The sequence below is a fragment of the Pseudoalteromonas sp. BSi20652 genome (genome assembly GCF_000239855.1).
In the GTDB taxonomy this organism is placed as follows: domain Bacteria; phylum Pseudomonadota; class Gammaproteobacteria; order Enterobacterales; family Alteromonadaceae; genus Pseudoalteromonas.
The window spans coordinates 38,799-52,253 of the sequence record NZ_BADT01000100.1; the positions used below are offsets into that span (position 1 = coordinate 38,799).

Here is a 13,455-nt window from a genome sequence, read left to right on the forward strand (position 1 = left end):
TTAAAATGCTTTTTTCAAATCAAGGTTACTTTGAGTGGCGTAAGCAGCTGGTAGTAATAAAACATAGTTACCTTGTAACGACCCATCAAAGCTTAAAGTGTCTTGCTCAGTCGTTTTGTAGTTTATATGAGTAAGAATAGCTTTGCTGGAGGGCGTTATTTCATATATTTTCCACAGACTGTAGTTATCAAAATCATTCGGTTTTTTAATATTTTGAACTACTAAAGATTGCTCCAAATAAATATGAGCTTCTATTGCTTGGCTGCTTCTAAGCCATGATGGAGGGGAAGCGTCTAATACTAAAAATACATTAATAGCGCCATTTCTTATTACCGTATCTATATAATCTACCTTAGCTGCAATTGTGCCACTGGGTGTAACTATGTCTGCTTTTTGGCCTATTTTTAACTGATTAGATGAATACTGAGGGACTTGTATTTTAGCCAGTAAGTTGTCGGTCTCTATTAACTCAAACAGTGATTGCCCTTGAGTAACCGCTTGACCTAATTTAGCTAAGTTTTGGCTTACGGTACCGTCAAAGTTTGCTGTGAGTGTTAGTTGCTCTTGACGCCTTTGTAAATAGCTAAGTTTGTTTTTTGCTATGTTTACCTTGTTATCAAGCGCAATTAATTGCTGATCAAATGCCTCTTTAAATAGGCTAAGTTCATCATTTTTAGCATTAACTTCAAGTTCACTTTGCTTATAAAGCATTTCGCTTTGTTTAAAGCGAATTGCAGAAATAATACCTTGTTCCAGTAAAACTTTATTTGCATTTAATTCAAGCGCTTGCTGCTGCAACGCCATTTTAGCTTTAGATAAATCGACTTTAATTTGCGAGAGTTTAATTGCTAAATTACTTTTATCAATAGCCACTTGAGATTCTAAATTAAGCTGCTCGTAACTCGCATTATGTATATCTTGCTCCAATTCGTAGTTAGTCAGCTTTGCTAATACTTGGCCTTTTTTTATAGCTTGCCCTTCACGAATTGTAAGTGTGTTGATATTGCCTTTTAGCGGCGCAGACAAAAGCTCTCTTTGTGTAGGCTCTATTGTGCCAATCCCTTTTAATACATTGGGTAATGATACTTGAGAGACTAATATTGGCTTTAAATAACGTTCAGGAATATCATTTGAGAAAAGCAGTATCTTAATTAAATAACCCAAAGCCAATAACAACAATAAAGCCGCAATAGCGATAGGGTATCTACTTTTTTGTTTAACGATTAAATACTCTTCCATTAGTACAACCTACTTGTGCTTTTGTTATTTTAAAATGTGGTAAACGCAGTTTTAGTTAGAGTTTTTACTTTCCTTAAGTAAAGGGTGTGGGAGGAAGCTAGCTGAGTAATATTTTTTAGCTGGCAGCTAATGGTTTAATTTAACACCAACTGCGTTCCCAAAACACATTCAGTTATATCACCACTAAGTTAACTATGTAAATTTTATTTTAATGGAGTTTAGTGGATAAAGGTTTGATTATCTTGTTTGTTGAATAAGCAGTAAAATCCATACAGTTTTAGGGAGGCAGGTATACAGCTCATGTTTAATTTAAAAACGTATAAATAAGCTTATAATGCTAAATGATTAATTGAGGGTATTTGAGTTTAATGAAAGTTTATAAATATTTACCTATCTCTTTTGGTTCTCAAGCAATATTAATTGATGGGACTTTAAAGTTTAGCAGTCATAAAGATTTTAACGATCCGTTTGATTGTATTGTTTCTTATAATACGGAAGCATCACTAAGCTATCTTAAATCGAGAAAAGATTTGTTCCTAAAAGCATCAGAACATTTAAAGCTGAGTCCTAGCAGACGAATTGAGAACAAAAATAAAATGTATAAAGGGATTGAGAACTCGATAACTTCTGGGGATTTTCATAAAGATATAATTGATAGAATAGGAATTTGTTGTTTTAGTAAAAAGCCAGATAATATTCTGATGTGGTCACATTATGCACACAACCACACTGGTTTTGTAATAGAGTTTGATATTGATCTTAATGACCCTACTCTGAATTTATATAATAGCGAAAGTAATTTAATTGGTTACGATATTGTTTACAAGGATGAGATGCCAATTATCAAGGTTGGGGAAGGTAGCTTTGATGCGGTAAAAGATGTTTTTTTGACTAAGTCTAATGATTGGTCTTACGAGCAAGAATATAGAGTTTTGACTCGTAACAAGGGCCCTGGTATCCATGATTTTAATTTAAATAAGATAAATAAAATTATATTTGGAGTTAAAACCTCAGGCAAAGACATTGAAAGGCTGACACAAATAGTAAATGATTTATCACAGAAATTAAAAAAAGACATACCAATCATTCAAGCTAAAATGGTTGAGGGGAAATATAAATTAAAAGTAGATTAGAGAAAGATGTTGTAACGTTTAAAGCTTTCTTTTGAGAAACCAAAAAGCTCCAAACCAACGGCTTAGAGCTTTTTTATATACAATTAAAGTTTAGCTAGAACACTTAACTTCAAAGTATCGTTGGGTTTCGTTTCACTCAACCCAACCTACGATTACTCATCAATGGAGCGTAGTAGGGCGTTTATGCCTACTTTTTCACGTGTTTGCTTATCTACTTTCTTCACGATGATTGCAGCGTAAAGGCTGTGAGTACCATCTTTTGACGGTAGTGCGCCTGGTACAACTACTGCGCCTGCTGGTACGCGGCCGTAGTGAATTTCGCCGGTTTCGCGGTCGTAAATACGGGTGCTTTGGCTGATGTAAACGCCCATTGAAATTACTGCGCCTTCTTCAACAATTACACCTTCAACAATTTCAGAACGTGCGCCAATAAAGCAGTTGTCTTCAATGATGGTTGGGTTAGCTTGTAGAGGCTCTAAAACGCCGCCTATGCCAACGCCGCCTGATAAATGTACGTTCTTACCAATTTGTGCACACGAGCCTACAGTCGCCCATGTATCAACCATGGTGCCATCGTCAACGTATGCGCCAATATTTACATACGATGGCATAAGTACGACGTTTTTACCTACAAAGCTGCCTTTACGTGCTACAGCGTTTGGTACTACGCGCATACCACCTTGTTGAAATTGCTCTGGCGTGTAGTCGCTAAATTTAAGCGGTACTTTGTCATAAAACTGGTTTACGCCGTCGTTCATTGGTTGGTTGTCGCGAATACGAAACGACAGTAATACTGCTTTTTTAAGCCACTGGTGTACAACCCATTCACCGGATATTTTTTCAGCAACGCGTGCTGCGCCGCTATCAAGTAAATCAAGTGCGTCGATAATGGCTTGTTTTACGTCGCTTGATACTGTGCTTGGGCTAATACTATCGCGGTTGTCCCATGCGTTTTCGATCATCGTTTTTAAATCTGACATGTGTGTCCTCTATTCTGTTTCGGCGTTGAATTTTTTACGTAATGCCTGATGAATTTTTGCTTGCTCTTCATCAGTCAGCGCTTGGTATTCGTTATTAGATACAACAAAGAAATCCTCGGCACGTTCACCTACCGTTGTAATACGGGCAGCGTGAATGTGGAGTAAATGCGCTTGGAAAACTTCGGCTATTTTGGTTAGTAAACCTTGTATATCGACGGCTTGAATTTCTATTAAGCTACGGTCTTTGCGTGCATGTGGGCGCAACACAATTTTAGGTTTAATATTAAAATCTTTAAAGCGTTGAGAGCGGCTCTTTTTAAAGCGAATTTTTTTACGTGGATCGCTTAGTGCTTGCTCAAGCCCGCGTTTAATTGATTGCGCTCGACCACTGGCAATTGGATCGCCACTTACTTCAAGTATTACAAAGCTAAACAAGGCGTAACCGTCTTTTGTGGTCAGGACTTGCGCGTGTTGTATTTGCGCTTTTTTAGAGCCAATCACACTCACTAATCGGGCAAACAGAGGGCCAGAGTAAGGGCTGTATACAAATACTTGTGTGCCACCATGCATAGCTTTATTAGATACAACAACACTTGGCTGGCTTAAATCGGGGCTGTTTAATAAGTGCTCACTTTGCCATGATATTTGCTGTTCGCTAAAAGCGGTAAAGTAGTTGGCTTTAAAGCGGCTCCAAATTAAATCAATTTTTTCCTCTTGATAACCTAAATTAAGAAGACGTTGTTTAGCTTGGTGCTTTTTATCGCGAATTTGGTCGCGTTGATCCATTGGGTTTTCGAGCCCTAGGCGCAAAGCGCGTTGCGTGTGTAAGTATAGTTCACGCAGTAGGGTGTTTTTCCAATCGTTCCATAAGTTGTCATTGGTTGCGCGTATATCGGCGACCGTTAAACAATATAAGTAGTCGAGTTGACGCTCTGTTTTTACGCGTGTTGCAAAGTCTTTAATTACCGTTGGGTCATTTATATCTTTACGCTGTGCGGTAACCGACATAAGTAAATGGTTACTTACAAGCCATGCTACTAATTTTGCATCAGAGGATGAAAAACCATGTAATTTAGCAAAGGCTATTGCATCAACAGCGCCAAGTTCGGAGTGATCGCCACCACGACCTTTAGCAATGTCGTGAAATATACCGGCTAAATAAAGTAGCTCTGGTTTGTCCATTCGAGTAACTATTTCACTGCAAATTGGAAACTCGCTAATGCCTGTTTTATCAAAATATTCGTAAATGTTTTTGATTAATTTGTGGGTGTGCTCATCTACAGTGTAGGCGTGAAACAAATCAAACTGCATTTGCCCAAATATATTACGCCACTGCGGTAAGTAGGCGGCAAGCATGCCGTGCTTATGCATGAGCGTAAACGCGCGGCCCATGCCGTTAGGATGTTTAACTAAGCGTAAAAAGGCTTCGCGACAGGCTGCGTAATCTTGTAAATCACCCAATAAACGACGGCGCACTTGGCGAATAGTACGAATAGTACTTGGATAAATATGCGTTATTGCTGGGTTATCGGCTATGTGCTCAAACAATACAAAGAGTTGGTCGCGCCTAAAAAATACCGACGGATCTTTTACTCTTATTTGATGGCCCACTTGTTCAAAGTTTCTGTCGAGTTCTATTGCCGCTACTGCACTCGTTTCGGGCATAATACTTTGTTCAAAATACGAAAGGAGCATTTGGTTTAGCTCTCTTACGCGGCTCATTATTCTAAATAAGCGTTTCATCATACGCTCAACCGATGCTTTGCCGTCGCTCCCAAATCCTAAAATTTCGGCTGCAAGTGGCTGATGATCAAACAATAAGCGGTTTTCAGCACGTCCTGCGGCTAAATGCAGTGCAAAGCGAATGTTCCATAGATTTTCTAGACACTCTGAGAGCTCTTGAAACTCTTCGTGGGTAAGATACCCGTGGCTTATGAGCTCTTGTAAGGTTTCTGTTCTAAAATGCTTTTTTGCCACCCAAATAATGGTTTGTAAGTCGCGCAAACCACCTGGGTTTTCTTTTATGTTTGGCTCAAGGTTATACGCGGTGCCGTGACACTTTCTGTGGCGTAGATTTTGTTCTTGAACTTTGGCTGTAAAAAATTCGCCAGACCGCCATACAGGTGTTTCAATTATGTGCATTTTGAGTTTTTCAAACTCAATGTGATTACCAAAAATAAGGCGACTTTCTAGCAAGCTGGTAGCAAAGGTGACATCGCCACGTTTTTTTTCAATGGCTTGCTCAATTGTATGTACGCTATGACCTATCTCTAAATTGAGATCCCATAGCATGGTGACGAATTGACCTATTTTTTCACATACTTCGTCACTTGGCTGACCAGTAACGAGCAACAAAAAATCAATGTCGGAGTAGGGATGTAGCTCGCCACGGCCATACCCGCCTACCGCGATTAATGCTAAATCAGATTCGCGCGCTAAATCGTAAACATGAAATAGCTTAATGAGTAGGCGGTCAATAAACTCAGCCCGGGCATTAATTAAATTCCCAACCGGTTGTTTAGAAAATTCATTATGTAACCATTTATAAAAATAGTTAGAGCAATCGCGATAATCACTCAGTTGCTCAGCGTCGCTGAGTAACTTTTTACTTTGTTGGGTAATGCCACGTGGGCTGGCTCCTTTTATTGGGCAGGTTAACTTTTCAGAAATTAAAATTAATTAATTTAAAAAGTCACACGCCCTATTATTAGTGTTCTATGATCCGCTCGATTGTATCATCTGATCGTAGCGTTAAAATTTCAACACCATTTTCAGTGACTAATAATGTGTGTTCCCATTGTGCAGACAAACTGCGGTCACGTGTTACGACTGTCCAATCATCTTTAAGAAGCTTGCATTGGCGCTTACCAGCATTAACCATCGGTTCAATAGTTAAACACATACCTGCTTTTAAGGCTTCGCCTGTACCGGCTTTACCGTAATGCATTACTTGTGGTTCTTCATGAAATCCTGCGCCAATACCGTGGCCGCAGTATTCACGTACAATTGAGTAGTTAAAACTCTCTGCATATTTTTGAATTGCTTCGCCAATATCACCTAAGCGTACACCTGGTTTTACCATTTTAATGGCTAGATATAAGCTTTCTTGTGTTACTTCTGCAAGACGCTTAGCTTGAATGTTTGGTGTACCTACGTGGAACATTTTAGATGTGTCACCGTGGTAACCATCTTTAATGACTGTTACGTCAATATTTACGCTGTCGCCTTCTTTTAATGGTTTATCGTTTGGAATACCATGGCAAATAACATGGTTTACCGAAGTACAAATTGATTTTGGGAAACCATGATAATTTAATGGAGCAGGGACTGCTTGTTGCACATTAACAATATAATCATGACAAATTGTATTTAGCTCATCGGTGGTAATTCCTGGCACAACATGCGGTCCGATCATTTCAAGTAGTTCTGCCGCTAAGCGCCCAGCCACGCGCATTTTCTCTATTTCTTCAGGGGTCTTGATAATAGCGCTCATTGAGGCTCCAAAGTTGAGTTTGTAACATTTATCGGTGCATAAATTTTGCACGCGATGTTGAGTATTTAATTTTAATATGGTATAAAGCGCGCCGTCTTTTTACAAATAAATTCTTAAATGATTTTTTGTATTTAAGGCAAACACAATTTGATTTTAACACACACACGTATCGTCACATACACTTGGGTGCATTTGAAGTTTAAATACTTCGATGTTGGTGCTATGGGATATGTGGAGGCCTAACCCTAACAACTATAGAGGATCTATAAAATGGCAAACGTTTCAATGCGCGATATGCTTCAAGCTGGTGTTCACTTTGGTCACCAAGCTCGTTACTGGAACCCTAAGATGAAGCCTTTCATCTTCGGCACACGTAACCGTGTACATATCATCAACCTTGAGCAAACAGTACCAATGTTCAATAACGCACTTAAGTTTTTAACTGGTGCTGCTTCAAACAAAGGTAAAGTTCTTTTCGTTGGTACTAAGCGCGCAGCAAGCGAAGCAGTAAAAGAAGCAGCTATCGCTAGCGATCAGTTTTACGTTAACCACCGTTGGTTAGGTGGCATGTTGACTAACTGGAAAACAGTTCGTCAATCAATCAAGCGTCTTAAAGACCTTGAAGCTCAAAGCCAAGACGGAACTTTCGAGAAATTAACTAAGAAAGAAACGTTAATGCTTAACCGCGAAATGGAAAAGCTTGAAAAGAGCCTTGGTGGTATCAAAAACATGGGCGGTCTTCCAGATGCGCTTTTTGTTATCGATGCTGACCACGAGCACATTGCTATCCGTGAAGCTAACAACCTAGGTATTCCTGTTGTTGCAATCGTTGATACTAACTCTAATCCAGACGGCGTTGATTTCATCGTTCCTGGTAATGATGATGCTATCCGTGCTGTAAGCCTTTACACTAGCGCTGTTGCAGCTGCTATCACTGAAGGTCGCGAGAATAACATCGTTGCTCAAGCTGAGAAAGACGATTTCGTTGAAGCTGAGTAATTAGCTGTCATCAAGTCTTCATCTTTTTAAGGTGAAGACTTGCTATTCTTGTATAGCGGGTAACCCGCTTATCTAAACCAGATTTCAGATTTGAGGATTTACTAATGGCTGTAACTACTGCCCTAGTTAAAGAATTACGCGAGCGCACAGGCGCTGGCATGATGGATTGTAAAAAAGCGTTAACTGAGACTGATGGCGACATCGAGTTAGCGATTGAAAACATGCGTAAAAGTGGCGCTGCTAAAGCTGCTAAAAAAGCAGGTAACATTGCTGCTGAAGGTACTATCATCATCAAGCAAAATGCGGGTGTTGCAGTACTAGTAGAAGTTAACTGTCAAACAGACTTCGTTGCAAAAGACGTAAGCTTCTTAGCATTTGCTAATAAAGTTGCTGACGCTGCAATTGCTGACACAATCTCTATCGAAGACTTACAAGCTAAGTTTGAAGAAGATCGTGTTGAGCTAGTGACTAAAATTGGCGAAAACATCAACGTACGTCGTCTACAATACGTAACAGGTGAAAACCTTGTTGAGTACCGTCATGGCGATCGTATCGGTGTTGTTGTTGCGGGTGTTGCTGATGAAGAAACACTTAAGCACGTTGCAATGCATGTTGCTGCATCTAGCCCTGAATACTTAACACCTTCTGATGTACCAGCTGACGTTGTTGAAAAAGAAAAGCAAGTACAAATCGAAATCGCGATGAATGAAGGCAAGCCTGCTGAAATCGCTGAGAAGATGGTTGTTGGTCGCATGAAAAAATTCACTGGTGAGGTTTCTCTTACTGGTCAAGCTTTCATCATGGAACCTAAAAAGTCTGTTGGCGATATTCTTAAAGAGAAAAACGCAACAGTTACTAGCTTCGTACGTGTAGAAGTTGGTGAAGGTATCGAGAAGAAAGAAGAAGATTTTGCTGCTGAAGTTGCTGCTCAAATTGCTGCTGCTAAAGCTAAGTAAGATTAACTATTTGTGATGCAAAAGGAAATTAGATGCAATTAAAGTACTATTTGGTTTTGCTTCACAGCTAGAAATTCTTTAAAATAACCGCGCTTTTATGTTTAACATAAGCGCGGTTATTTTTTATCCATAATTTAATAAAAGTTGGCCCCAATACTATGATTATCAATCGCAAACCTATTTTTAGACGTGTTCTTCTCAAATTAAGCGGTGAAGCTTTAATGGGAGACGCAGGCTTTGGCATCGATCCAAAAGTTTTAGATCGCATGGCTCAAGAAATCAAGGAGCTGGTAGAACTCGACGTAGAAGTGGGTTTAGTGATCGGTGGTGGTAACTTTTTACGCGGCGGTTCTCTTGCCGAAGCGGGTATGAATCGCGTTGTAGGCGATCATATGGGTATGCTTGCAACCGTTATGAATGGTTTAGCAATGCGCGATGCATTGCATCGTGCATTTGTTAACTGTCGTTTAATGTCGGCTATTCCGCTTAATGGTGTATGTGACGCTTATAACTGGGCTGAAGCAATTAGTTTGTTAAAAACAGGTCGTGTTGTTATTTTTGCAGCAGGTACGGGTAATCCGTTCTTTACTACTGATTCTGCTGCGTGTTTACGTGGTATTGAAATTGAAGCCGATACCGTAATCAAAGCAACTAAGGTTGATGGTGTTTACAGTGATGACCCTGTTAAAAACCCAGATGCAACGCTTTATACCCATTTAAGCTACAATGAAGTTATTGATAAAGAATTAAAAGTTATGGATTTAGCGGCGTTTACTTTGGCACGCGATCATAAAATGCCACTAAGCGTATTTAATATGAATAAATCAGGCGCGCTTAAGCGTGTTATTATGGGTGAAGAAGAGGGAACCCTTATTTCTTCACAAGCCTCAGATGAAATAATCAAATAGATTAGGATTGAACCGTGATTAACGATATTCAAAAAGATGCGCAAGCGCGCATGCAAAAGAGTGTAACAGCACTAGGCAGTCAACTATCTAAAATCCGTACTGGTCGTGCTCACCCTGCGATATTAGATGGTATTATGGTGTCTTACTACGGCGCACCAACACCGTTAAACCAAGTTGCAAACGTAACAATTGAAGACTCTCGTACACTTGCTATTGGTGTGTTTGATAAGTCATTAGCGCAAGCTGTTGAAAAAGCAATTATGGCGTCTGATTTAGGTTTAAACCCTATGTCGGCAGGTACTGTTATTCGCGTACCACTTCCTCCTCTTACAGAGGAACGTCGTAAAGATTTAATTAAAATTGTACGCGCTGAAGTTGAAGGCGGTCGTGTTGCTATTCGTAATATTCGTCGCGATGCGAATGGCGATGTGAAAGCTTTATTAAAAGATAAAGACATATCTGAAGATGAAGCGCGTCAATCTGATGATGCGATTCAAAAGCTGACTGATAAGTTCATTAAAGAAATGGACACTTTATTAGCTGCTAAAGAAACAGAATTAATGGAAATTTAAGTAAGATCCTGTTTATCCTTTGAAGTTGAATTTGCAGCAGGGTGTTTGTTTTTTAGGCAAGGCACAGCCTATATAGCGTGGTTATTCCCCGTAATTAGGCGATAACGACGCATAAAATTCAAACACGCGCTGCCCAAAGGATTCTGCCTAGGGATGATAACTCTTTGTTGTCTACGTGGATGTAGAAAGGGGCGTGAGTAGAAAGCAGAAGCTTTGCTTGTTTTTACTTAGTCCAAGGTCGACAGGACCTATTAAATTTATTAGTTTTGAAACGCTGTCTGGGGTATACTAGGCGGCGTTTTTTTATGGAATAATCGATATTTATGGCTCTAGACGCTGACACAATTTCACAGCAATGTTTACCTAAGCATGTTGCTATCATAATGGATGGTAACGGACGTTGGGCGCAAGCTAGAAATAGACCTCGTGTATATGGGCATAAAAAAGGTGTGGACGCAGTGCGTCAATCTGTTCAGTTTTGTACTAAATTGGGGATACAATCGTTAACCTTATTTGCTTTTAGTAGTGAAAACTGGCGCCGCCCTGAAGACGAAGTAAACACGTTAATGGAGCTTTTTCTCTTTGTTTTAACAAAGGAAGTTAAAAAGCTTCATAAAAACAATGTAAAACTAACCATTATTGGAGATTTATCACGATTTTCAGAAGGTTTGCGCAGCAAAGTATATGCTGCACAAGAACTGACAGAAAATAACACTGGGCTGTGCTTAAATGTAGCAGCTAATTACGGTGGTCGTTGGGATATTGCTAACGCGGCTAAACAATTAGCTTTGCAAGTGGCGAAAGGCGAGCTCAACACAGACGATATTACCGAAGAGCGTTTGGCGCAGCATATGAGCATGGCAGATCAGGCAGTACCTGATTTACTTATTCGCACTGGTGGCGATGTTCGTATTAGTAACTTTTTACTATGGCAAGCCGCTTACGCAGAACTTTACTTTACCGACACACTTTGGCCTGATTTTAATGAAGCAGCATTTGCTGAAGCCATAGCATGTTACGTTGCCAGAGAGCGACGTTTTGGTTGTACGGGCGAACAAATAAAACAATTACTCGCTCAAACCCAAATAGAATAAGGGTCACAATTTTGTTAAAACAACGAATTTTAACCTCACTAGTGCTAGCTCCGTTAGCGTTAGCTTTGGTTTTTTATACACCGCTTACGTTATTTAGTTATTTTGCGGGTGCAATAGTATTATTGGGTGCATGGGAGTGGTCTGCATTCATGGGATTGTGTAGCAAGCTTAAAAGAGGCTCATTTGTCGTTTTAGTTGGCGCATTATTAGGATTACTTAATTTACATTGGCCAATAGATTCATTATGGCAAAACGGTAAATTAGTTGGTGATGCAAATTATGTATTTACGCTCGCATTTGCTTGGTGGATTGTCGCTAGCTATTTGATATGGCGCTACCCAGCAATGGCAAAAGCATGGAATGAAGGCCTAGTTATGCGCGGCATTGCAGGTTTATTAACGCTTGTGCCGTTATGGCTTGCACTAAATACACTACGTAGCGCGCAATACGTCGAATCAACTCATTTTGGTTCTGTGCTTATTTTATTAGTACTCGGTATTGTATGGAGCGCAGATGTGGGTGCTTACTTTACCGGTAAAAGTTTCGGTAAACATAAGTTAATGCCTAAAGTAAGCCCAAATAAAACGATTGAAGGGTTAGCCGGCGGCGTTGTTGCATCAATTATTTTTGTTATTAGTCTTTTGTCATTTTACTGATATTGATTTAGTTGTTTGGCCCATATACGCCATAATGACTGCATTTATTGCTTTATTTTCTGCAGTAGGTGATTTGTTGGAAAGTATGTTTAAACGCGAAGCTGGTTTGAAAGATAGCGGTAGTTGCTTACCTGGTCATGGCGGTATTTTAGATAGAATTGATAGCCTAACGGCAGCGGCTCCAATGTTTGTTATGTGCTATGCGTGGACTCTGAGTTTATGAGCCAAAAGCAATTGTTGGTTATTTTAGGCGCAACAGGCTCAATTGGTTTAAGTACACTTGATGTTGTGTCGCGAAATAAAGAGTTATTTGATGTTTTTGTTTTGACTGCAGGACAAAATGCAAAGAAAATGGCGGAGTTGTGTATTGAACATGAACCGCTTTATGCAATTATGGCTAATCAGCAGGCCGCAGAACAGCTATCTGCTCATTTAGCTAATACTCAGTGTCAAACTCTTGTTATGCACGGTGAGCAAGCAATGAGTGATTTATGTGCTCATCCCGATGTTGACATTGTAATGTCGGCAATTGTAGGTGCAGCTGGTTTACTACCAACATTAAGTGCAGTAGAAGCAGGTAAAAAAGTACTGCTAGCTAATAAAGAATCCTTAGTTATGTCGGGTCAGTTGTTCATTGATAAAGTCAAACAACACAAAGCGACGCTACTACCAATTGATAGCGAGCATAATGCTATTTTTCAATGCCTACCTTCTTCGTTACAAAATGGCAAAGGCGATCAAAACCTGCAGCAACATGGCGTAAGTAAAATTTTGCTTACCGGCTCTGGTGGCCCGTTTTTAACACGTGATATAAATACGCTTAAAGATGTAACTGTCAATGAAGCCGTGGTACATCCAAACTGGTCAATGGGTAAAAAAATATCAGTAGATTCCGCAACTATGATGAACAAAGGCTTAGAGTTTATTGAAGCTAAGTGGTTATTCAACTGTGATGCCAGTGATATTGAAGTCGTTATTCATCCGCAAAGTATTATTCATTCAATGGTGCAGTACCATGATGGTTCTATTTTAGCGCAAATGGGAAATCCTGATATGCGCACGCCTATTGCGCATGCACTTGCTTATCCTGAACGAATAAATGCAGGTGTTAAACCGTTAAACTTTTCTGATATTTCTGATTTTACCTTCACTAAACCTGATTTTACTCGTTACCCTAATTTGCAACTTGCTATTGATGCATGCTCTGCAGGGCAGGGGGCGACAACAACGGTTAATGCAGCTAACGAAATAGCTGTAGAGGCGTTCTTAAATGGTAAAATTGGTTTTACCGATATATATAAAATAAATGCACAGACCCTTGAAGCTGCAACGTACACCAATGTACAAAGTTTAGACGAAATTTTAGACTGCGATAAATTAGCGCGTATTAGCGCTTCAGAATTTATAACAAAAGTGGCGCATTAA

Annotated in this window: 10 protein-coding genes and 2 pseudogenes; 8 read left to right on the forward strand and 4 right to left on the reverse strand. The window is 39.7% G+C overall.

Annotated elements, in window-relative coordinates; genetic code table 11:
* Complete coding sequence (locus tag P20652_RS09670; RefSeq protein WP_008168604.1) at positions 1-1,239, reverse strand: efflux RND transporter periplasmic adaptor subunit; 1,239 nt, start codon at positions 1,237-1,239, stop codon at positions 1-3.
* A 368-nt stretch (positions 1,240-1,607) separates the two neighbouring features.
* On the opposite strand from P20652_RS09670, the gene P20652_RS09665 reads away from it, so the two are divergent.
* Positions 1,608-2,372 carry a DUF2971 domain-containing protein gene (locus tag P20652_RS09665; RefSeq protein WP_008168606.1) on the forward strand — a complete coding sequence of 255 codons (765 nt, stop codon included), beginning with the start codon at positions 1,608-1,610 and terminating at the stop codon, positions 2,370-2,372.
* A 152-nt stretch (positions 2,373-2,524) separates the two neighbouring features.
* On the opposite strand, the gene dapD is transcribed toward P20652_RS09665, so the two are convergent.
* From dapD to map, 3 genes and pseudogenes are all read right to left on the reverse strand, one after another.
* Entirely contained in the window at positions 2,525-3,352 is an 828-nt protein-coding gene (gene dapD, locus P20652_RS09660) for a 2,3,4,5-tetrahydropyridine-2,6-dicarboxylate N-succinyltransferase (RefSeq protein WP_002958324.1), read from the reverse strand.
* 9 nt (positions 3,353-3,361) lie between these two features.
* Positions 3,362-5,979, reverse strand: a pseudogene (gene glnD / locus P20652_RS09655) ([protein-PII] uridylyltransferase).
* An 80-nt stretch (positions 5,980-6,059) separates the two neighbouring features.
* The gene (gene map / locus P20652_RS09650) at positions 6,060-6,896 is read right to left on the reverse strand and encodes a type I methionyl aminopeptidase (protein ID WP_272941823.1); all 837 of its coding nucleotides are present in this window, start codon (positions 6,894-6,896) and stop codon (positions 6,060-6,062) included.
* A gap of 219 nt (positions 6,897-7,115) precedes the next feature.
* On the opposite strand from map, the gene rpsB reads away from it, so the two are divergent.
* The 7 genes and pseudogenes from rpsB to ispC all read left to right on the forward strand — a co-directional run bounded on the left by rpsB (position 7,116) and on the right by ispC (position 13,455).
* A complete protein-coding gene (rpsB, locus tag P20652_RS09645) occupies positions 7,116-7,844 on the forward strand; it encodes a 30S ribosomal protein S2 (RefSeq protein WP_008168612.1) in 729 nt (242 codons plus the stop codon).
* A 104-nt stretch (positions 7,845-7,948) separates the two neighbouring features.
* Positions 7,949-8,800 carry a translation elongation factor Ts gene (tsf, locus tag P20652_RS09640; RefSeq protein ID WP_008168613.1) on the forward strand — a complete coding sequence of 284 codons (852 nt, stop codon included), beginning with the start codon at positions 7,949-7,951 and terminating at the stop codon, positions 8,798-8,800.
* Between the two features lie 158 nt (positions 8,801-8,958).
* Entirely contained in the window at positions 8,959-9,708 is a 750-nt protein-coding gene (gene pyrH / locus P20652_RS09635; RefSeq protein WP_008168615.1) for a UMP kinase, read from the forward strand.
* A gap of 50 nt (positions 9,709-9,758) precedes the next feature.
* Positions 9,759-10,280 (forward strand): ribosome recycling factor, encoded by a 522-nt coding sequence (gene frr / locus P20652_RS09630; protein ID WP_370587472.1) that lies wholly within the window; start codon positions 9,759-9,761, stop codon positions 10,278-10,280.
* A gap of 323 nt (positions 10,281-10,603) precedes the next feature.
* Positions 10,604-11,374: an isoprenyl transferase gene (locus P20652_RS09625; RefSeq protein ID WP_008168616.1), complete on the forward strand. Its 771-nt coding sequence runs from the start codon at positions 10,604-10,606 to the stop codon at positions 11,372-11,374.
* An 11-nt stretch (positions 11,375-11,385) separates the two neighbouring features.
* Positions 11,386-12,253 (forward strand): annotated as a pseudogene (locus P20652_RS18045) (phosphatidate cytidylyltransferase).
* Positions 12,250-13,455: a 1-deoxy-D-xylulose-5-phosphate reductoisomerase gene (gene ispC / locus P20652_RS09620; protein ID WP_008168620.1), complete on the forward strand. Its 1,206-nt coding sequence runs from the start codon at positions 12,250-12,252 to the stop codon at positions 13,453-13,455. Before P20652_RS18045 ends, ispC begins: the two are co-directional and overlap by 4 nt.